The organism is Alphaproteobacteria bacterium (genome assembly GCA_017308135.1).
Classification (GTDB): domain Bacteria; phylum Pseudomonadota; class Alphaproteobacteria; order CACIAM-22H2; family CACIAM-22H2; genus Tagaea.
In genome coordinates this window covers 462007-481467 of sequence record JAFKFM010000008.1, presented here as the reverse complement: position 1 = coordinate 481467, position 19461 = coordinate 462007, and the positions used below count along the sequence as shown (strand labels likewise).

Sequence of the window (19461 nt, the reverse complement as noted above, 5' to 3'; positions counted from 1 at the left end):
TCAGTCGGCGGCGGCCTTGGCCCCCGCCATCGCTTTGGCGCCGGCTTGCACGGCTTTGACGATGTTGTGATAGCCCGTGCAGCGGCAGATATTGCCTTCGAGCCATTCGCGGACTTCGTGTTCGCTGGGATTGGAATTGCGCTTGGCGAGATCGACCGCGCTCATCACCATGCCCGGCGTGCAGAAGCCGCATTGCAGGCCGTGATGTTCCTTGAACGCCGCCTGCATCGGGTGGAGCTCGTTGCCGTTCGCGAGGCCCTCGATCGTCGTGACGTTGGCGCCTTCGGCGGCCACGGCGAGATAGGTGCAGCTCTTGACCGACTTGCCGTCGATATGCACGACGCAAGCGCCGCACTGGCTGGTGTCGCAACCGACATGCGTGCCGGTCAGGCCCAGCTTCTCGCGCAGCAGTTGGACCAGCAGTGTGCGGCCTTCAACATCGGCCGAAACGGCACGTCCGTTCACGGTCAGCGAAACTTTCGGCATGGTGCTCCCCCCATGTGTACGTATTGATCAAGTCTCCCGCGCCAAATGGCGCGGCGTCAAGCACGCGTCGATGACGTTCGGGATTATCGCGAAGCGAGCCAGTAGACGGCGGCCAGCGCGACGACCAAAGCCGGTATCCAAACCGCGGGCGACAGGCCGCCGCCAGCGGCCGGCGGCGCCGAAACCGGGGTAGGGGCGCTTGTTTGCACTGCGGCAGAACCATCGGCCGCGCCATCGGACCCGGGCGTTGCGGCTTGCGGACCGGCACGTTCGGCCATTGCGGCGGCGAACTTGCCGAAAAACTCGTCGGCCAATTTCTTGGCGGTGGCGTCGATCAGGCGCGAGCCGAGTTGTGCGATCTTGCCGCCGACTTGGGAGTCGGCCGTGTAGCGCAGGATCGTCCCGGCCGGACCGTCTTCCTCGAGACTGACGACGGCCGAGCCTTTGCCGAAACCCGCCACACCGCCCTGACCTTCGCCCGCGATCTTGTAGCCCTTGGGCGGGTCGATCTCCGACAGCGTGACCTTGCCCGAAAATTTGGCAGACATCGGGCCGATCTTCAGCGCGACCTTCGCCGACATTTCGGTGTCGCTGCTTTTGATCAGTTCTTCGCAGCCGGGAATGCAGCGTTTCAACACGTCGGGATCGTTCAATCCTTCCCACACGGCTTGGCGGGGCAAAGGCAGCTTGTATTCGCCGGAGAGATTCATGGCACAGCCGATCGCTGGAGATTCGCTGGTGAGAGATAGCCCGATCCGGCGTGCCGGCGTCAATCCGCACGAATGTTCCGGCGGCCATGACGTTCGCTCTTGCGAAAGTGCTTGTACGGCTTGACCGCTTCGGATCGATCCTGCACAAACGCGCAACGCTTATGTAGCGCAACCACAAGGGAGGACACGATGGCGTTTCACGGCAAATTGGCTTTCGCGGCGGCGGCGCTCGGCGCCGTCCTGGCGACGGCGGCCCCGGCCAACGCGCAGTTCATCAATATCGTTTCGGGCGGCACGACGGGCGTCTATTACCCGCTCGGCCAGGCGCTCGAAGCCATCTACGCGCAAGCGATGCCCCAGGCGCGCGTGCAGCACCAGGCGACCGCCGCGTCGGTCGAAAACCTCAACCTCGTCCAGCAGGGCCGCGCGGAAATCGCGTTCACGCTGGGCGACGCGCTGTCGGACGCCGTGCGCGGCAACGCCGAAGTCGGCTTCGCGCAGCCGCTGACCCGCGTGCGTACGATCGGCGGTCTCTATTCCAACTACATCCAGATCGTCGCGTCGAAGGAATCGGGCGTGAAGTCGCTGGCCGATCTGCGCGGCAAGCGCATCTCGGTCGGTGCGGCGCGTTCGGGCACGGAAGTCAACGCGCGCGCGATCTTCCAGGCCGCGGGTCTGGGCTATGGCGGTCCGCAGAATCTGGGGACGGGCTTCTCGCAGGTGCAGTTCCTGCCGTTCGGCCAGTCGGTCGATCTGATCAAGAACCGCCAGCTCGACGCCACGCTGATCTCGGCGGGTCTGGGCGTCGCCGCGATCCGCGACGTCGCGTCGACCAGCGATATCGTGATCGTCGCCGTTCCGGCGGACGTCATCGCGAAGGTGGGCGACGCGGCCTATCAGCCCGGCACGGTGCCCGCAGGCACGTATCGCGGCCAGGACGAGGCGGTCGCGACGGTGCAGATCAAGAACTTCCTGGTGACGTCGGATCGCGTCTCGGAAGATCAGGTCTACACCATGACCAAGGCGATGTTCGAAAACCTGGACCGCATGGTGGCCAGCGCCGCCGCCGCGCGGGGCATCAAGCTTGAAGATGCCTTCCAGAACCCGCCGGCCCCGTTGCACCCGGGCGCGGCGCGTTACTATCGCGAGCGCGGCCTCTTGAAGTAATCGAAGCGTCGGGTAATCTGACGCCAATCCGGCGGCGGCTTTAACGGGCCGCCGCCGGTTCTATTTCAGTCCCTTTTTTCTCCGGTCCCGCACATGACGAACGCCGCACTGCCGAAAGGCGACGAGGAAATCTCCCAAGAAGCCTTGCGACAGGCGGAGGAAGCGGCGGGACACGTACCCACGTTGCACGGCTTCGCGGGCAAGGTCGTGTTTTGGATGGGCGTGATCTTTTCGCTGTTCCAGATCTACACGGCCGCCTTCAACCCGATTTCCAGCATCATCGTGCGATCGGTGCATGTCGGGTTCGTGCTGTTTTTGGTGTTCCTGCTGTTCCGTTCGCGGCTGCTGCCCGGCGAAACGCGCGAACGCGTGCCGTTCTACGATTGGATCCTCGCGATCGCGGCGTTCGCGCTCGGCTTCTATCACTGGGTCTTCCATATCGAGCTGATGACCTATCCCGACCCCACGCCGATGGACATGGTGGTGGGGTCGATCATCATCGTTATGGTCTTCGAAGCCGCGCGCCGCGTGATGGGCGTGGCGCTGCCGCTGATCTGCGCGCTGTTCCTGGTCTATCTTTTCTTCGGCGACATTCTGCCGTTCCCTTACGGCCATCGCGGCTACGATTTCGATCTGATCCTCCACCAGCTCTATCGCGGCGTGGAAGGCATCTACGGCATTCCGATCCAAGTCTCAGCGACCTTCATCTTCCTGTTCATCCTGTTCGGCACCTTCCTCGAGAAGGCGGGGATGATTCAGCTGTTCAACGATATCGCGATGGGCACGGTCGGGCATTACACCGGCGGTCCGGCGAAGGTCTCGGTCGTCTCATCGGCGCTGATGGGCACGATCAATGGGTCGGGTGTCGCCAACGTCGTGTCGACCGGCCAGTTCACCATTCCACTGATGAAGCGCTTCGGCTATCGCCCGGCATTCGCGGGCGCCGTCGAAGCGACCGCCAGCATGGGCGGCCAGATCATGCCGCCGGTGATGGGTGCGGTCGCCTTCATCATGGCCGAGAATCTCGACCGGCCTTACGCCGAAATCGCACTCGCCGCGACGATCCCCGCCATTCTTTATTTTGCGTCGGCCTTCTGGATGGTGCATCTGGAAGCCAAGCGGTTGAATCTCTCCGGCCTGCCGAAGGATCAATGCCCATCGGCGTGGCAGGCGATCAAGAAAAGCTGGTATTTGCTGCTGCCGCTGGTGATCCTGGTCTATCTGCTGTTCGCGGGCTTCACGCCGCTTTACGCGGGCACGGTCGGCCTCGGCTTCACCGTGGTGCTGATCCTGGGTGGGCGCATCGCCGCCAAGCTCGGCGCGATGCCGTTCCGGTTCTTCCTGTGGATCGTGCTCGGCATTCTCGGCGGGCTTTATCTCAAGACCGAGAATCTCAACCTGTTGGTCGGGATCGTGGCGGCGCTGTTGCTCGTCACCGCGTTCTTCAAGGGCGCGCGCGAGACCTACGACATCATGCTCGACAGCTTGGCCGAAGGTGCCCGCAACGCCATCGCGGTGGCGATCGCGTGCGCACTGGTCGGCATCATCATCGGCACGCTGACCATGACGGGGCTGGGCGGCACTTTCGCGCGCATCGTCGTGGGCGTGGCGGGGGACAGCAAGATTCTGGCGCTGATCCTGACCATGGTCGTGTGCCTCGTGCTCGGCATGGGCATCCCCACGATCCCCAACTACATCATCACCGCGTCGATGGTGGCGCCGGCGTTGCTCGGCATGGGCGTGGAACTTCTCCAGTCGCACATGTTCGTCTTCTATTTCGGCATCATGGCGGACCTCACGCCGCCGGTCGCACTGGCGGCCTTCGCGGCGTCGTCGATCGCGAAGGAATCGGCGATGAAAATCGGCGTGATCGCCGTGCGCGTGGCGCTGGCCGGGTTCGTGATCCCGTTCATGTTCGTCTACGATCCGGCGTTGCTGCTGCAAACCGACAGCCCGTTGGCGGTGGTCTACATCACCTTCAAGGCGCTGCTGGCGATCGGCCTGTGGGGGGGCGCGGCCAGCGGCTATTTGATCGGACCGATGGGCTGGATCGACCGCGCCATCGCGACGATCGCGGCGGCCTTGCTGATCGCGGCCGTTCCCATCACCGACGAACTCGGCTTCGCCCTGTCGGCCGTGTTCATCGCCTGGCATTGGTGGCGCACGCGCCAAGCGCCCGCGCGGGCGTGAACGGGCTCGCGGTTCTCTGCCTTGGCGTCTGGCCGTCGCTGATCGGGGCGACGGTGCCGGCGCAGGAATTCACGCTCGCCTGGACCCACTCGATCGAAAAGATCCGGTGGGAGGAGGATTGGCGCGTCACGGACGACGGCAAGATCCTGCCCGTCGGCGCGCGCATTCAGGGCAGCGGGGCGGGGATGGAGCCGCCGTCCGACGCCGTGTTGCGCGACGGCTGGTATCACTACAGCCCCCGCGTCGCGCCGCTCACGCATGTGACGCTGCGCCGTTCGGGGCTGACCCGCGACTACACGATCTGTTGGGACGGCCAATGCCGCCCGATGGAGGCGCTGTTGCCGCCCGGGCCCGACGGCACCGATCTATTCGCCTGTCCGGCGCGTTAACTGCGCCGGTTGGCGAGCTTCCACAATACCGGCCCGAACAGGGCGATGGCGGCCAGCGCCAGCAGCGAGGCCGAGAGCGGGCGCGTCAGGAACACGGTCATGTCGCCCTGGCTGATCGTCAGCGCGCGGCGCAGCTCCTGTTCGGCCAGCGGGCCCAGGATCATGCCGATGATGACCGGGGCGGTGGGGAAGTCGAAGCGGCGCATGAAATAGCCGGCGATCCCGACCGCATAGAGCAGGGCAAGGTCGATCACGCTCTGGCTGATGCCATAGGTGCCGATCGTCGCGAACACCATGATGCCGGCATAGAGCCAGGGCTTGGGGATCGCGAGGATCTTCACCCACACCGCGACCATCGGCAGGTTCATCACCAGCAGCATGACATTGGCGATGTAGAGCGAGGCGATCAGGCCCCACACCAATGTCGCCTGGGTTTCGAACAGCAACGGGCCCGGATTGATGCCGTAGCTTTGGAACGCCGACAGCATGATCGCGGCGGTGGCCGAGGTCGGCAGGCCGAGCGTGAGCATCGGCACGAGCACGCCGGCGGCCGACGCGTTGTTGGCGGCTTCGGGGCCGGCCACGCCCTCGATCGCGCCGTGGCCGAATTCCTCGGGCTTCGTCGAGAGTTTCTTCTCGATGTAATAGGACAAGAACGTCGGAATTTCGGCGCCGCCCGCGGGCAGCGCGCCGATCGAGAAGCCGAGCCCCGTGCCACGCAGCCAAGGCTTCCAGCTGCGCTGCCATTCCTCGCGCGTCATCCACAGCGAACCGGACATCGGCAGCAACTCGTCCTTGCCATGGGCGTGGCGCGAGGCGAGCCACAAGGTTTCGCCCACGGCGAACAGGCCGACCGCGACGACGATCACGTTGATCCCGTCGAGCAATTCGATCAGGCCGAAGGTGAAGCGCGCCTGGCCCGTTTGCATGTCGATGCCGATAAGGCCCAGCCAAATGCCGAAGGCGAGGCTGGCGAGCCCGCGGATCGCCGAATTGCCCAGCACCGCCGACACGGTGACGAAGGCGAGGATCATCAGGCTGAAATAATCGGCGGGGCCGAATTTGAGCGCCAGTTCGACGACGATGGGCGCCACGAAGGTGATGCCGATTGTGCCGATCGTGCCCGCGACGAAGGATCCGATGGCGGAGGTGGCCAGCGCCGCCCCCGCACGGCCGCGCTTGGCCATCTTGTTGCCTTCGAGGGCGGTGACGATCGTGGCGCTCTCGCCCGGCGTGTTCAAAAGGATCGACGTCGTCGAGCCGCCATACATCGCGCCGTAATAGATGCCCGCGAACAGGATGAAGGCGCCCGTCGCGTCGACCTTGTAGGTGATCGGCAGCAGCAGCGCGATCGTGAGCGCGGGCCCCAGGCCCGGCAGCACGCCGATCGCCGTGCCCAGCAGCGTGCCGACCAGCGCGAACAGAAGATTGGTCGGCGTCAATGCGACGGAAAAACCGGTGGCGAGATCGGCGAGCGTTTCCATCAGAACACCAGTTTTTCCAGGATGCCTTCGCCGATATTGATGCCGAGGCCGATCGAGAAGCCGAAATACGCGAACGCCGCCAACGCGAGGCCGACGCCGAAATCGGCGATCGGGCGCTTGGAGCCGAAGCAGCGCGAGACGCAGGCGAACATCAGCGCCGAGGCGAGCGTGAAGCCGAGATCGGCGATCGCGGCGAGATTGATGCCAAGGCCCAACGCCACCCAGAACACCGCGCGCCAATCGGGCTTCAGCGTCAATTCGGGGTCTTCGTGCGACCAGCCGCCGCGCAAGCCCTGGACGAGCAACGCGACGCCCAGCAGCGCCATGGCGCCGGAAATGAAGAAGGGGAACACGGCGGGGCCGACGCGCGCGTAAAGCGGCGAGGCGGGAATCTGTGCGGCTTCGTAATAGACGATGCCGGCGAAGACCAGAACCGCGATGCCGACCCAAGAGTCGGCGGTGAGTTTGAAATTCATGATTCCCCGGCGCAAAGAAAAAACCGGCGGTACCGCCCTTGGAAAAAGCGGTACCGCCGGTTTCGCAATCGAATCAGGTGGCGAGACCCAGATTTTTGAGCACGCCTTCGATGCGCGTGACTTCGGCCGACACGTAACGGCCGAATTCGTCGCCCGACATGAGGATTTGGACCCAGTCGCGCTTCGTGCACTCGTCCTTCCACTGTGCCGAATTCGCCATACGCTCGACCACCGCCGTCAGCGCCGCGCGCTGGGTGGCGTTGATGCCGGGGGCGGCGAACACGCCGCGCCAATTGGCGAGTTCGACGTCGATGCCCTGTTCCTTCAGCGTGGGCACGTTGATGCCGGGATCGCGCGTGGGCGAGGAATAGCCGATCGCGCGTAGGCGCCCGGCCTTGACCTGTTCGGCGAATTCGCCCCAGCCCGAAACGCCGGCCGTGGTCTGGCCGCCGAGCAACGCGGCTTGGGCAGGCCCGCCGCCCGAGAACGCGACATAGCTCATCGCCTTGGGCTCAACGCCCAAAGTCTGGCCGATCATGCCGACCAGGATGTGATCGGTGCCGCCGGCCGAACCGCCGGCCCACGACACGGCACCCGGATTGGCCTTCACGGCCGCCGCGAGGCTGCGCATATCTTGGTGCGGCGAATTCGGCGGCACCACGACGACTTGATATTCGCCGGTCAGGCGCGCGATCGGCGTGGCGTCGGTGATCTTCACCGGGCTTTTATTCGCGATCAGCGAGCCGATCATCACGAGCCCTGCGACCATCAAAATGTCGCTTTGGCCACGCATACCCAGGAAGCGGGGCAGGCCGACGGCGCCGCCGGCACCCGGCACGTTCTCGAATTGGAAATTGTTGACGATACCGGCGGCGCGCATCGCCTGTTCCATCGTGCGGCCCGTTTGGTCCCAGCCGCCGCCCGGGGCCGCGGGGATATACATGCGCAGACGATCCATCGTCTGGGCGAAAGCGGGGGCCGACAGGCCGGCGAGCGCGCCGGCGGCGACGGAGGTTTTGAGGAAATCGCGACGGAGCAACATGAAGGGGCCTCTCCTGAAAGATTGATTGCGCCGGACTTCGCTGAATGGCCCGGCTCTGATGCGGGGAATTTAGCGGAGCCGAAGGTGGATTTGCAAGGTATTGACTTGCCGTCGCTTGCCGGGCGGGGGCGGGGATTGTAGGGTCCGTAAACCTTAATCGCGCGGGGATCGCTTAAGCGGCGTGGACGGATTGCGCACCTTCGATATCGGCGCGTTTTTCGTCCGGGCGGTGGACGAAATCACGCGCTCGGACGCGCTGCTGGTGGGCTTGGCGCTGGTCGCGGGGCTGTCGATTCTGGCCCTCGCCATGCAGCTCCATCGCCGGCTGGAGGAGCTGTCGCGCATCCAGTCGCGGCTGGAGGAGCGCGAGCAGCGCTTCCGCGATTTCGCCGAAACCACCGCCGATTGGTTCTGGGAACAGGATAAGCATCTGCGCTTCACCTGGTTCTCGACCGGCGGGCAAGACCCGTGGGGCTTGGGCCTGGCCAAGCAATACGGCATGCGGATCGAGGAAACGCCCTTGATGGGCGTGAGCGATGCGCAGATGAAGGCGCATCTGGCGTTGCTCGAGCGGCGCGACCCCTTCCGCGACTTCACGTTCGAGCGTGTGGACAGGCTGGGGCGGCGGCAATTCTTCTCGGTCTCGGGCAAGCCCTTCTACGATTTCGACGGTAATTTCGCGGGCTATCGCGGATCGGGCCGCGACCTGACGGCGGAAATGGAAGCGCGCCAAGCCTTGGCGCTGGCGCGCATTTCGGCCGAGGATAGCGAACGCACCTTGCGCGACGGCATCGAATCCTTGCGCGACGGGTTCCTGATGCTCGACGCCACGGGCCGCGTGATCTTGTGGAACAAGCGTTACGCCGAAATGTTCCCGTATGTCGACGGCAAGCTCGAACCCGGCATGCTGGGCTTCGATCTGATGCAGCTGCATGCGGGTTCGTCGATCTACGATATACCCGCCAATGCGCGCGAATCCTGGTCGATGACGGCGCTGGCGCGCCTCAATAACGGCGCGCGCTACGAGCGTACGCTGGGCGACGGGCGCACGATCCGCGTGATCGGCATTCCTTCGCACCAAGGCGGGCAGATTCACATTCTGCAGGATGTGACGTCGGAGCATCGCATCACGCAAGCCTTGCGCAACGCGAAGGAAGCCGCCGAAGCCGCGAACGAAGCCAAGTCGAACTTCCTGGCGACGATGAGCCACGAGGTGCGCACGCCGATCAATGGCGTCATGGGCATGGCGGGCTTGCTCAACGACACGACGCTCGATCCCACGCAGCGCCGCTATGTCGACGCGATCCGCGACGCATCGGAAGCGTTGTTGCAGATCATCAACGACGTGCTCGATTTCTCGAAACTCGAAGCCGGGCGTCTGGAATTCGAGGATCTGCCCTTCGATCCGCGCGCGCTGGTGCGCGCGACGGTCGATATCGTCCAGCCGCGCGCGCGGGCGAAAGGTTTGATCCTGGAATGGAGCTCGGCCGACGATGTGCCGTCGCGGCTGGTCGGCGACGCGGGCCGTTTGCGCCAAGTGCTGCTGAACCTGCTGTCGAACGCGGTCAAATTCACCGAACGCGGGCGCGTGGACGTGGAAATGTCCGCGCGGCCGGAGGCCGACGGCCGCAGCCGCTTGATCGTGCGCGTGATCGATACCGGGATCGGCATCGCGTCGGATCGCTTGCCGCTGCTGTTCCGCGAATTCGAGCAGCTCGACGGGTCGATCGCGCGCCGCTTCGGCGGCACGGGGCTGGGCTTGGCGATCAGCAAGCGCCTCGTCGCGCGCATGGGCGGCGATGTGCGCGCGGATTCCAAACCCGGCCAGGGCAGCGTGTTCTCCTTCGCCGTGCCCTTGCGATTGGCGGCCGAGGAGCGGGCCGATACGGCGCGCAAGGACGTCGATTGGGCGCGCGAATTCGCTTCCGTTGCCGGCGGGTTCGGCCGGCCGGTGCGCGTATTGGTCGCCGAAGACAATCAAACCAACCGCATGATCGTCGAAGCGATGCTGGAACCGCTGGGCGTGGAGATCGGCACCGCCGAGAACGGCCTCGAGGCGATCGAAGCGCAGCGCGGCAAGGCGTTCGATCTGATCTTGATGGACGTCAACATGCCCGAGATGGACGGGTATGGGGCGACGCAAGCGATCCGCGCGATGCCGGGAATCGCCGGGCGGGTGCCGATCGTCGCGGTCACCGCCAACGCGTTCGAAAGCGACCGCGAAAAGGCGCTGGAAGCGGGGATGACCGACTATATCTCCAAGCCCTTCCGCAAGACCGCCTTGCTGCGCGCGATGACGCTGGCGCTGGCCCCGGCGGCGACCGGCCGGCCCGACGCGGCGCAATAAGTCACCGCCGGAAACAGCAACGCCCTGGCGAAGCGGTCTCGGGCGCCCTACATAGGGCCGATGCGACGTCGTTCCCAGCCTTCCGATCCGCTCAACGTTCCCGGTGTCGATCCCGCGCAAGACGTGGGCATGATCCGCCGCCTGTTGCCCTATCTCTGGCCCAAGGACCGGCCGGAGATCCGCATTCGCGTGGCGATCGCGCTATTGATGCTGGTCGGCGCCAAGCTCGCCACCGTGACGGTGCCGATCTTCTATAAGCGCGCGGTCGATGCGCTGTCGGGGGCGGGCGGGGCGGAAATCGTCGTGCCGATCGCCATCGTCATGGCGTATGGCGCCGCGCGGGTCATGTCGCAAATCTTCACCGAGTTGCGCGAAATCGTGTTCGCGCGCGTGGCGCATCAGGCGATGCACCGAGTGGCGCTCGAAACCTTCCAGCATCTCCATCGCCTGTCGCTGCGCTTCCATCTCGACCGGCAGACCGGCGGCCTCAACCGCGCCATCGAGCGCGGGACGGCCGGGATCGAGAACCTTCTGCATTTCCTGATCTTCCAGATCATCCCGACGATTCTGGAAATCGCGATGGTCTGCGGCATTTTGTGGTGGCTCTACGATTGGCGCTTCGCCGCCGTCACGCTCGTCACCATCGGGCTTTACGTCGCCTACACCTTCGCGATCACGGCGTGGCGCTTGCGCTATCGGCGCAAAATGCTGGAAGCGGAAGGCGAAGCGTCGACCAAAGCGATCGACTCGCTGCTGAATTACGAGACCGTCAAATATTTCGGCAACGAGGCGCATGAGGCGCGGCGCTTTGACGTTTCCTTGGATTCCTACGAGCGCGCGGCGATCCTGTCGAAGACCTCGCTGTCGCTGCTGAACGTCGGCCAAGGTTTCACCATCGCGATCGGCTTGACGGCGGTGATGCTGCTCGCCGCCACCGAAGTCGCCGCGGGCCGCATGACGGTCGGCGGCTTCGTGCTGGTGAACGCCTACCTGATCCAGCTTTATCTGCCGCTCAATTTCCTCGGCATGGTCTATCGCGAAGTGCGCCAAGCGCTGATCGATATGAGCTCGATGTTCCGCCTGCTGCACGCGCGCGAGGAAATCGTCGACAAGCCCGGCGCGCCCGCACTCCGGGTCGAAGGGGCGCGTCTGCGCTTCGAGCATGTCGGGTTCGGCTACGATCCGCGCCGCTCCATCCTGCACGGCGTGGATTTCGAGGTCGAGCCGGGTCACATGATCGCCATCGTGGGCGCGTCCGGTGCGGGCAAATCGACGATCTCGCGCTTGCTGTTCCGCTTCTACGACGTCGATAGCGGGCGCATCCTGATCGACGGTCAGGACATCCGCGACGTGACGCAAGCCAGTTTGCGCGCGGCGATCGGCATCGTCCCGCAGGACACGGTGCTGTTCAACGATACGATCGGCTACAACATCGCCTATGGCCGGCCCGACGCGTCGCAGGACGAAGTGATCGCGGCGGCCAAGCTCGCGCGCATCCACGATTTCGTCATGTCGCTGCCCGACGGTTACGAATCGCGGGTCGGCGAGCGCGGCTTGAAGCTGTCGGGCGGCGAGCGCCAGCGCGTGTCGATCGCGCGCACGATCCTGAAGCGGCCCAAGCTGCTGGTCTTCGACGAGGCGACCTCGGCGCTCGATACGCGCACCGAAAAGGAAATCCAGGAATCGCTGCGCCAGATTTCGGCGGGCACGACGACGTTGACCATCGCGCACCGCCTGTCGACCGTCGTCGATGCCGATCAGATCGTCGTGCTCGACAAGGGCCGCGTCGCTGAGCGCGGCCGCCACACCGAACTGTTGGCGCTTGGCGGGCTCTACGCCCAGATGTGGCGCCGCCAGGTCGAGGTGCAGGAAGCCGAGATCCGCGCCGAAGCCGCGCGGCTGGCGGAAAAAGTCTAAAGCGCCATCACGAAACTATCGAGATCGGGTTCCTTGGCGATCAGCTTCGACGCCGCCAGGAATTCGGCGAAGCGCTTGTAGCGCGCGCGGTCGAGGGCGGCGGGCGAATGCGCCCAGCGCGGCAGCGTCGATTTCCAGGCGCGGCGGTTGAGCTCGTTGTCGAGCTGCGTGCGGCCCTTTAGGAACAGCTTCCATGCGTCGTCGGGATTGTTGACGCAGTATTGGGCGCCGCGCTCCACCGCGTCGAGGAAGCCACGCAAGGCCGGGTCTTTCGCTTTGGCGCGTTCGCGGTTGGCGACGAAGATCAAGCCGTCATGCAGCGGAATGCCATGTTCCTCCAGAAAGAAGGCGCGGCCCGGCTTGCCTTCGAGGTCGAGCTGATGCAGCTCGAAATTTCTGAGTGCGCCGATGACGCCTTCGACCCGGCCCGCGAGCAAAGCGGGCGACAGCGAGAAATTGACGTTGATCATTTGCACGTCGTCGATTGTGACACCCGCCGAATTCAACATCGCGCGCACCAATGCCGTCTGGATGCCAGAGATCGAATAGCCGATCCGCTTGCCCTTGAAATCGGCGAGGGAGCGGATCGGGCCGTCGGCCAGCGCCGTGATCGTCGAGAGCGGCGTGTCGATCAGAGCACCAATGCGCATCAGCGGAATGTCCTGCACGGCCTGCAGAACCAGCGAATGCTGATACGAGACCGCGACGTCGCCGCGTCCGGCGGCGACCAAGCGCGGCGGATCGTTGGGATCGGTCGGCGGCACGATCTTGGCGTCGAGGCCCGCTTCGCGGAAATAACCGAGTTCTTGCGCCGCGATGATCGGCCCATGGTTCGGATTGACGAACCAATCAAGCAACACGGTGAACTCCTTCCCGGCTTGTGCGCGCAAGATCGACGGGGCGGCGAGAAAAGCGGCGGAAGCGGCGAGCAAAGCGCGGCGGGAGAGATTCATCGATCGATCCTTTTCGGGTCCCACGGAACAAGCGCCGTCATCAAACGATCGATGGCGGCGTAGAAAATCAGCGCGAAGGCGGCGAGCACGATCAGTGCTGCGAACACCAGATCGACGCGCATCTGCGCATTGGATTGCAGCATGACGAAGCCGAGGCCGGCCGAGGCGCCGACCCATTCGCCGATCACCGCGCCGATGGGCGCGATCGCGGCAGCGACGCGAATGCCGGAGGCAAGTGCGGGCAGGGCAGCGGGGAAGCGCAGGCGCAGCAGGATCAGCGGTTTCGTCGCACCCATCGTGCGCGCGAGGTCGAGGAAGCCGGCATTGGTGCGCGCGAGCCCGTCGTAGAAGGCCGACGCGACGGGGAAGAAGATGATCAACGCCGCCGCCGCGATTTTCGACGCGATCCCGTAGCCAAGCCACAGCACCAACAAGGGCGCGATGGCGAAAACCGGGATTGCCTGGCTCGCGACGATCAGCGGCAGCATCCAGACGCGCAACAGGCGCGACATGGCCAACGCCAGCGCGCAGGACAGGCCTGCGAGCAAACCGACGAGCATGCCGAGCACGATTTCCAGGAACGTGATCGCTGCATTTTCGGCGATGAAACCCGCATTGTCGGCGAAGGCGGCAGCGACGCGCGCGGGGCCGGGCAGGATGTAATGCGGCACGCCCGTTGCCGTGACCAGCGCATACCAGGCGGCGACGAAGCCCATCGCGATGATCACGGCGCGGATCATGTCGCACCGTCCGCGATCTCGCCGATCAGCTTCGTTTCCATCGCCAGCAGCGCCATGTCGTCCAGCGCGCGCGGCGTGGCACCGGATGGCGACAGCACGGGGCCGAGTTTCACCGGCCGCCCGGCGAGAACGCGGATATCGTGGCCGAGACGCAGCGCCTCGCGCGGGTCATGCGTGACCAACAACACGGTGCGGCCGGCCAGCAGCGTCGCGGCGAGTTCCTGCAACCGCCAGCGCGTGGGCGCGTCGAGGCCTGCGAAGGGCTCGTCCATCAGCACCACGTCCTGATCCTCGTAAAGCGTGCGGGCGAGGGCGACGCGCTGGCGCTGTCCGCCGGAAAGCTCGTGTGGGGCGGCGTTCGCGCGATCACCAAGGCCGACTTGCGCCAACAGACCGCGCGCCTTCGTGAGATCGGCTTTTTCGCCGCGCAACGACGCACCCAGCGTCACATTGCCCAGCGCGTCGAGCCACGGACAGAGCAGATCGTCCTGCGCCATCCAGGCGACGCGCGGGAGCTCGGGCGAAACCGCGTCCGGGCCGACTTCGGCCAACCCGGCGAAAGCGCGCAGTAACGTCGATTTGCCGACACCCGAGGGCCCGAGCAAGCAGGTGAAGCGCCCGGCCGCGAATTCGGCGTCGAGGCTTTCGAACAGCGGCACGCCGTCATAGACAAGGCGCGCGGATCGCAAATGGAGAGAGGGTGGTTTCCGCATTCCCTACGCCGGCATGACCCGGATCAGGTTAGACGGGTATGATCTCAGCCGACCCAGTGCCGGCACCCCGTGCGAACGTTTTGGCTATACGACGGGTTGACGCGGCACGCAAGGGGCTCCAGCTTCTTGCGCATGGCGTTGTTCATCGGTTCGGAAATCTATCGGCGCTCGCGCTACGGCTCGAACCACCCGTTGGCGATCCCGCGCGTGTCGACCTGCATCGATCTGTGCCGGGCGCTGGGCTGGCTGCCGGCGGAACGCTTTCTCGACAGCCCGATCGCGACGCGCGACGAGCTGATCCGCTTCCACGATCCCGCCTATATCGACGCGCTGATCGCGGCCGAAGCGGCGCAAAGCGTCGATGACGCGACGTCGGAACGCCACAATATCGGGCGCGGCGGCAATCCGGTGTTCGGCGAGATTTTCCGCCGCCCCGCGACCGCGTGCGGCGCCTCGCTCGCGGCCGCCGAGCGTTTGGCGGCGGGGCAAGCCACGCGCATCTACAGCCCGGCGGGCGGCACGCATCATGGGCGCAAGGATCAAGCCTCGGGCTTCTGCTATCTCAATGATCCCGTGCTGGCGATTTTGCGTTTGCTGGACCGCGGGCTCACGCGCGTGGCCTATGTCGATCTCGACGCGCATCATTGCGACGGCGTCGAAGCGGCCTTGGCGGGCGAAGAACGCGTGCGCCTCTATTCAATCCACGAAGCCGGGCGCTGGCCGAATACCGGTGCGGCTCACGAAACGGCGGGCAGGATCGCGACGAATTTCCCCGTGCCCGCCGATTTGAACGACAGCGAATTCGCGCTGCTGGTCGAAGATGCGATCCTGCCCGCACTCGTCGCGTTCAAGCCGCAAGCGCTGATCGTGCAAGGCGGGGCGGATGCGCTCGCCGACGATCCGCTGTCGAATCTCGGCCTGTCGAATTTGGCGTTGTGGCGCGCTGGGGCCGCATTGCTGTCGTTGGGCGTGCCGACCCTCATCACCGGCGGCGGCGGCTACAATCCATGGAGTGTTGCGCGCGCCTGGACCGGCCTATGGGCGCAGGTCGCGGGGCACGACATTCCCGATCGCTTGCCGCCGGAAGCCGAGGAAATGCTTCGGGCACTCACCTGGCATCGCCGTAAGGACCAAGTCCGGCCCGAGCATTGGTTCACCACGCTCGCCGACGAACCGCGCGACGGGCCGATCCGCGCGGAAATACGCGCCCTCTTGGGGCGCGCCCGCGCGGCGTGATAGGAATCGCGACCATGATCATCCAACGCCGTTTATTCCTCGCCGGGCTCGCGGCCTTCGCCGCATCCCCCGTTCTCGCGCAAAACGCCGCCGGCGTGACCTTCGAGAAGGGGCCGCTGGAAATCGTCAGCGGCGGCAGGACGCATAAATTCACGGTCGAGTTCGCGGATAACGACCAGCGCCGCACGTTGGGCCTTATGTATCGCCGTCAGATGGCGGCCGATGCGGGCATGTTGTTCGACTTCAAGCGGGACTCGCCCGTCGCGATGTGGATGCGCAATACGCTGATCCCGCTCGACATGCTGTTCGCCGACAAGACGGGGTTGATCGTCCATATCCACGAGCGCGCCGTGCCGATGGACGAGACGACGATCGAATCGCGCGGTGTGGTGCGCGCGGTGCTGGAATTGAACGGCGGCACCGTCCAGCGCCTGGGAATCAAACCCGGCGACCGGATGGTCCACGCGATGTTCAGGGCTTGAGCTTCGCGAAATCTTCCAGCACGAGATGATAGACGCGGCCGGTGAAGAACTTCATCGCCGCGCCGATTTCTGTGCGCACTTCCTGGCGCACGGGGCTGGCGAGGGCGGCATGCATCGCCGCCAAATCGTCGAAATAAAGATCGAAGATCATATAGACCGGCGGCGCGCCGGCTTCCGTTTCGGCCGGTTTGCGCAAGCGCACTTCGCGGATGCCGGGATAGCGGGTGATCGCGGGCAGGATCGCATTGCGCGCGAGCGCGTCGAACGTCGCGCGATCGGCTTCGGCGACGGTACCTTCGAGGACGGCGGAACGGACGATCAAGTTTAGCTCCTGTTACTTTCCGGCGTCGCGCATGCCCGCTTCCAGCAGACGGGCGACGGAGTTTTCGGTCGCGGTCAGATGCGCGTCCATCAGCGCGATGGCGCGTTCGGCGTCGCGCCTCAACACCGCGTCGGCGATCGCGGCGTGTTCGGCATGCGCGTCGCGCACTTCGGCGTTTTTCTCGCGATGGCGCAACAGGCGCACCTTGCGATAACGCTCCGAGTGGTCGGCGAGCATGTTCCAGAAGCGCAATTGCCACGGCGAACCGCAAGCTGCGATCAGCGCCGTGTGGAAGCGGCGATGCAACGCCTCCCATTGTGCCGCCGTATCGCGATCGCCGTCCGACGCGGGCAGGGCGCCGCGCGTCAACAGATGCAGGCTCGCGACGATCTCCGCTTCCCATTGCGCGTCGCCGTGCGCGATCGACGCGGCCAAGCACATGCGTTCGATCTCGCGGCGCGTGGCCATCAAATCGCGCAGCTCCGCGATCGATACGTCGCGCGCGCGCGAGCCGCGATTGGCTTCGCCCTCGACGAGGCTTTCGGAAGTGAGGCGCATCAGCGCTTCGCGGATCGGGGTCAGTCCCAGATCGTAGCGATCCTGCAGATCGGCCGCGCGCAAGCGTTCGCCGGGCATCACGTCGCCGTGAAGGATCTCGCGGCGAAGCACGCGATAGGCGCGCTCGGATTGGGACAGTTCGTCGATTTCTTCCATGACGGATGTCATTTTTCGTATTGACTCTCAGATTTCATAAAATTAGCCTTTCTTCATACAAAGTCAAGCGCGCGAACGGCGCCAAGCGTCGTTTCGTGTTGTACGGCAGGGGGTTGCAGAATGGCGAAAAGGGACGCGGCGCAATGGGCGTTGGCGACGGTCGAGGCGGGCGGCAAGCCGGTCGCGGTCCTGGAAGTCGGCGAAAAGCTTTATCGCCTGGGGCCGTCCTTGGCGCGCGCCGGACTCGCCGGGATCGACAATGTCGTCGATGTCTTCGCCGATTGGTCCAGAACCCAAGCCGCGCTCGACAAGGCCGCAACGCTGGTCGACGCCGCCGATGCGGTGACGCCTTCGCGCCGTCTCGCGCCCTTGCTCTATCCGGGCAAGATCTTGTGCGCGGGCGCCAATTATTTCGATCACCTTGCCGAGATGGGCATGCCGGGGGCGAAGAAGGAAGACCAGCGTCTGTTCTTCTTCATGAAGCCGCCGCGCAACGCCATCGTGGGCGAGGGCGCGACCGTCCATCAGCCGATCGGCACCAAGGCGTTCGATTGGGAAATCGAACTCGCCGCCGTGATCGGCAAGCGCGCGCGCAATGTGTCGGTCGACGACGCGCTGTCGTATGTCGCGGGCTACACCGTGTCGATCGATTTCTCCGCGCGCGACCACAACCGCGCGCCGGAGACCTTCTACAAGCTCGACTGGGTCGCCGGTAAGGCGAACGACACGTGCTGCCCGACGGGCCCGCGCTTCGTGCCCGCCTCGGCGATCGCCAACCCGCAGGATATCGGCCTGAAGCTGTGGGTGAACGGCGAGCTCAAACAGAACGGCCGCTCGACCGACATGATCTTCTCGATCGCCGAACAGATTTCGACGGCGTCGAAGATCATGACGCTCGACCCGGGCGATCTGCTGCTGACCGGCACGCCCGCGGGCGTGGGCGTGCCCAAACAGACCTTCCTGAAACCCGGCGACAAAGTCGACGCCGAGATTGAGACGATCGGCAAGCTGTCGGTCGTCATCCAAGAGCCGCGCTGAACCCTCCCTCATTCAAGGAGCGAAAAGCCTATGAAGTCGTTTCTGAAACTCGCCGCCGCCGCGTTGCTGCTGGGCGGCCTCGCGTCGGCGCCCGCCGTCGCGCAGACCGAAATCCGCATTTCGACGGCGGCGCCCGATCAGTCGCCGTTGAGCGACGCCTTCCGCATGATCAAGACGCGGATGGAAGCGAAGTTCCCCGGCCAGATCCGCGTGTCGGTCCATACGGCCAGCTCGCTGTTCCGCCAGGGCACCGAACTGCCCGCGATGCAGCGCGGAAACCTGGAAATGGCGAGCCCGGTCACGTTCGAGATCGAAGGCCAGTTGCCGGAATACGGCGTGTTCAGCGCGGCCTATCTGTTCCGCGACGCCGATCATCTGATCAAGACGTTCCGGTCCGACATCGGCAAGGAATTCGCCGACGACGTGGCGTCGAAGATGGGCATCGTCATCCTCGACACCGCGTATCTCGGCACGCGCACGGTGAACTTGCGCATGGACAAGCCGGTGCGCCTGCCCGGCGATCTGGCGGGCGTGAAGATGCGCATGCCGCCGGGCCCGGCCTTCCAGATGCTGGCCAAGGCGCTGGGCGCCACGGCCGTGTCGATGCCGATCACGGAAGTCTATCTCGGCCTCAAGACCGGATCGATCGACGCGCAGGACAATCCGATCAACATGACGCGCGATTGGAAGTTCAACGAAGTGACCGCGCAGGTGATCTTGACGCGCCACCTCGTCCAACCGGTGTTCTTCGCGATCGCCAAGCCGGCCTTCGACAAGCTCACACCCGCCCAGCAGGCGGAACTGCGCGCGGCTTCGCGCGAAGCGGCCGATTTCGAAATCGCCAAGACGCTGGAGGACGAGAAATCGGCGGCCGATACGTTCCGCGCCGCCGGGATCAAGATCGTCGAGCCGGACATCCCCGCCTTCCGCGCGGCGGTGATGGAGCAGTACAAGGAATCCGGCATGATGGCGCGCTGGAAGCCGGGTCTGGCCGAAAAGGTCGAAGCGATCCGCTGAAACGATGGGCCCCGGCGCGAATCGCCGGGGCCTTTTTC

Annotated in this window: 19 protein-coding genes and 1 riboswitch; of the genes, 9 read left to right on the top strand and 10 right to left on the bottom strand. The window is 65.1% G+C overall.

Features of this window, described 5'->3' with window-relative positions; translation table 11 throughout:
* Entirely contained in the window at nucleotides 1-486 is a 486-nt protein-coding gene (locus J0H39_10680) for a (2Fe-2S)-binding protein (GenBank protein ID MBN9497208.1), read from the bottom strand.
* Nucleotides 487-569: 83 nt separating this feature from the next.
* Nucleotides 570-1196 (bottom strand): carbon monoxide dehydrogenase subunit G, encoded by a 627-nt coding sequence (locus J0H39_10675; protein ID MBN9497207.1) that lies wholly within the window; start codon nucleotides 1194-1196, stop codon nucleotides 570-572.
* A gap of 189 nt (nucleotides 1197-1385) precedes the next feature.
* Here J0H39_10675 and J0H39_10670 point away from each other — a divergent pair, with 189 nt between their 5' ends.
* The 3 genes from J0H39_10670 to J0H39_10660 all read left to right on the top strand — a co-directional run bounded on the left by J0H39_10670 (nucleotide 1386) and on the right by J0H39_10660 (nucleotide 4942).
* Nucleotides 1386-2363: a TAXI family TRAP transporter solute-binding subunit gene (locus J0H39_10670; protein ID MBN9497206.1), complete on the top strand. Its 978-nt coding sequence runs from the start codon at nucleotides 1386-1388 to the stop codon at nucleotides 2361-2363.
* A gap of 93 nt (nucleotides 2364-2456) precedes the next feature.
* Nucleotides 2457-4553: a TRAP transporter permease gene (locus J0H39_10665; GenBank protein MBN9497205.1), complete on the top strand. Its 2097-nt coding sequence runs from the start codon at nucleotides 2457-2459 to the stop codon at nucleotides 4551-4553.
* Nucleotides 4550-4942 (top strand): DUF1850 domain-containing protein, encoded by a 393-nt coding sequence (locus J0H39_10660; protein MBN9497204.1) that lies wholly within the window; start codon nucleotides 4550-4552, stop codon nucleotides 4940-4942. The genes J0H39_10665 and J0H39_10660 overlap by 4 nt, the downstream gene beginning before the upstream one ends.
* Here J0H39_10660 and J0H39_10655 read toward each other — a convergent pair.
* From J0H39_10655 to J0H39_10645, 3 genes are all read right to left on the bottom strand, one after another.
* Nucleotides 4939-6426, bottom strand: a complete 1488-nt coding sequence (locus tag J0H39_10655; GenBank protein MBN9497203.1) for a tripartite tricarboxylate transporter permease — start codon at nucleotides 6424-6426, stop codon at nucleotides 4939-4941. The genes J0H39_10660 and J0H39_10655 overlap by 4 nt on opposite strands.
* Nucleotides 6426-6902 (bottom strand): tripartite tricarboxylate transporter TctB family protein, encoded by a 477-nt coding sequence (locus J0H39_10650; GenBank protein ID MBN9497202.1) that lies wholly within the window; start codon nucleotides 6900-6902, stop codon nucleotides 6426-6428. The genes J0H39_10655 and J0H39_10650 overlap by 1 nt, the downstream gene beginning before the upstream one ends.
* A gap of 73 nt (nucleotides 6903-6975) precedes the next feature.
* Nucleotides 6976-7944 (bottom strand): tripartite tricarboxylate transporter substrate binding protein, encoded by a 969-nt coding sequence (locus tag J0H39_10645; GenBank protein ID MBN9497201.1) that lies wholly within the window; start codon nucleotides 7942-7944, stop codon nucleotides 6976-6978.
* Between the two features lie 181 nt (nucleotides 7945-8125).
* Here J0H39_10645 and J0H39_10640 point away from each other — a divergent pair, with 181 nt between their 5' ends.
* On the top strand, nucleotides 8126-10291 hold the full coding sequence (locus J0H39_10640; protein ID MBN9497200.1) for a response regulator: 2166 nt from the start codon (nucleotides 8126-8128) through the stop codon (nucleotides 10289-10291).
* Nucleotides 10292-10420: 129 nt separating this feature from the next.
* On the top strand, nucleotides 10421-12208 hold the full coding sequence (locus J0H39_10635) for an ABC transporter ATP-binding protein/permease (protein MBN9497199.1): 1788 nt from the start codon (nucleotides 10421-10423) through the stop codon (nucleotides 12206-12208).
* On the opposite strand, the gene J0H39_10630 is transcribed toward J0H39_10635, so the two are convergent.
* From J0H39_10630 to J0H39_10620, 3 genes are all read right to left on the bottom strand, one after another.
* On the bottom strand, nucleotides 12205-13161 hold the full coding sequence (locus J0H39_10630) for an ABC transporter substrate-binding protein (GenBank protein MBN9497198.1): 957 nt from the start codon (nucleotides 13159-13161) through the stop codon (nucleotides 12205-12207). The genes J0H39_10635 and J0H39_10630 overlap by 4 nt on opposite strands.
* Nucleotides 13158-13901, bottom strand: coding sequence for an ABC transporter permease (locus J0H39_10625; protein ID MBN9497197.1), 744 nt, complete (start codon nucleotides 13899-13901; stop codon nucleotides 13158-13160). The genes J0H39_10630 and J0H39_10625 overlap by 4 nt, the downstream gene beginning before the upstream one ends.
* Nucleotides 13898-14614: an ABC transporter ATP-binding protein gene (locus J0H39_10620; GenBank protein ID MBN9497196.1), complete on the bottom strand. Its 717-nt coding sequence runs from the start codon at nucleotides 14612-14614 to the stop codon at nucleotides 13898-13900. The genes J0H39_10625 and J0H39_10620 overlap by 4 nt, the downstream gene beginning before the upstream one ends.
* Nucleotides 14597-14694: riboswitch (TPP riboswitch) on the bottom strand. (Overlaps the previous gene by 18 nt.)
* 52 nt (nucleotides 14695-14746) lie before the next feature.
* On the opposite strand from J0H39_10620, the gene J0H39_10615 reads away from it, so the two are divergent.
* Both J0H39_10615 and J0H39_10610 read left to right on the top strand, forming a co-directional pair.
* Complete coding sequence (locus tag J0H39_10615; protein ID MBN9497195.1) at nucleotides 14747-15850, top strand: acetoin utilization protein AcuC; 1104 nt, start codon at nucleotides 14747-14749, stop codon at nucleotides 15848-15850.
* A gap of 14 nt (nucleotides 15851-15864) precedes the next feature.
* Nucleotides 15865-16332 carry a DUF192 domain-containing protein gene (locus tag J0H39_10610; GenBank protein ID MBN9497194.1) on the top strand — a complete coding sequence of 156 codons (468 nt, stop codon included), beginning with the start codon at nucleotides 15865-15867 and terminating at the stop codon, nucleotides 16330-16332.
* On the opposite strand, the gene J0H39_10605 is transcribed toward J0H39_10610, so the two are convergent.
* Together J0H39_10605 and J0H39_10600 are read right to left on the bottom strand one after the other, a co-directional pair.
* Nucleotides 16322-16654, bottom strand: a complete 333-nt coding sequence (locus J0H39_10605) for an EthD family reductase (protein MBN9497193.1) — start codon at nucleotides 16652-16654, stop codon at nucleotides 16322-16324. The genes J0H39_10610 and J0H39_10605 overlap by 11 nt on opposite strands.
* A 12-nt stretch (nucleotides 16655-16666) precedes the next feature.
* Entirely contained in the window at nucleotides 16667-17380 is a 714-nt protein-coding gene (locus J0H39_10600; GenBank protein MBN9497192.1) for an FCD domain-containing protein, read from the bottom strand.
* 108 nt (nucleotides 17381-17488) lie between these two features.
* Here J0H39_10600 and J0H39_10595 point away from each other — a divergent pair, with 108 nt between their 5' ends.
* A complete protein-coding gene (locus tag J0H39_10595) occupies nucleotides 17489-18406 on the top strand; it encodes a fumarylacetoacetate hydrolase family protein (protein MBN9497191.1) in 918 nt (305 codons plus the stop codon).
* A 30-nt stretch (nucleotides 18407-18436) separates the two neighbouring features.
* Complete coding sequence (gene dctP, locus J0H39_10590) at nucleotides 18437-19423, top strand: TRAP transporter substrate-binding protein DctP (protein ID MBN9497190.1); 987 nt, start codon at nucleotides 18437-18439, stop codon at nucleotides 19421-19423.
* Nucleotides 19424-19461 lie beyond the last annotated feature (38 nt).

Coding starts and splice junctions, on each gene's coding strand:
- J0H39_10680 (MBN9497208.1), bottom strand. CDS start 486: ATGCCGAAAGTTTCGCTGACCGTGAACGGACGTGCCGTTTCGGCCGAT.
- J0H39_10675 (MBN9497207.1), bottom strand. CDS start 1,196: ATGAATCTCTCCGGCGAATACAAGCTGCCTTTGCCCCGCCAAGCCGTG.
- J0H39_10670 (MBN9497206.1), top strand. CDS start 1,386: ATGGCGTTTCACGGCAAATTGGCTTTCGCGGCGGCGGCGCTCGGCGCC.
- J0H39_10665 (MBN9497205.1), top strand. CDS start 2,457: ATGACGAACGCCGCACTGCCGAAAGGCGACGAGGAAATCTCCCAAGAA.
- J0H39_10655 (MBN9497203.1), bottom strand. CDS start 6,426: ATGGAAACGCTCGCCGATCTCGCCACCGGTTTTTCCGTCGCATTGACG.
- J0H39_10650 (MBN9497202.1), bottom strand. CDS start 6,902: ATGAATTTCAAACTCACCGCCGACTCTTGGGTCGGCATCGCGGTTCTG.
- J0H39_10645 (MBN9497201.1), bottom strand. CDS start 7,944: ATGTTGCTCCGTCGCGATTTCCTCAAAACCTCCGTCGCCGCCGGCGCG.
- J0H39_10635 (MBN9497199.1), top strand. CDS start 10,421: ATGATCCGCCGCCTGTTGCCCTATCTCTGGCCCAAGGACCGGCCGGAG.
- J0H39_10630 (MBN9497198.1), bottom strand. CDS start 13,161: ATGAATCTCTCCCGCCGCGCTTTGCTCGCCGCTTCCGCCGCTTTTCTC.
- J0H39_10625 (MBN9497197.1), bottom strand. CDS start 13,901: ATGATCCGCGCCGTGATCATCGCGATGGGCTTCGTCGCCGCCTGGTAT.
- J0H39_10620 (MBN9497196.1), bottom strand. CDS start 14,614: ATGCGGAAACCACCCTCTCTCCATTTGCGATCCGCGCGCCTTGTCTAT.
- J0H39_10615 (MBN9497195.1), top strand. CDS start 14,747: ATGGCGTTGTTCATCGGTTCGGAAATCTATCGGCGCTCGCGCTACGGC.
- J0H39_10610 (MBN9497194.1), top strand. CDS start 15,865: ATGATCATCCAACGCCGTTTATTCCTCGCCGGGCTCGCGGCCTTCGCC.
- J0H39_10600 (MBN9497192.1), bottom strand. CDS start 17,380: ATGACATCCGTCATGGAAGAAATCGACGAACTGTCCCAATCCGAGCGC.
- J0H39_10595 (MBN9497191.1), top strand. CDS start 17,489: ATGGCGAAAAGGGACGCGGCGCAATGGGCGTTGGCGACGGTCGAGGCG.
- dctP (MBN9497190.1), top strand. CDS start 18,437: ATGAAGTCGTTTCTGAAACTCGCCGCCGCCGCGTTGCTGCTGGGCGGC.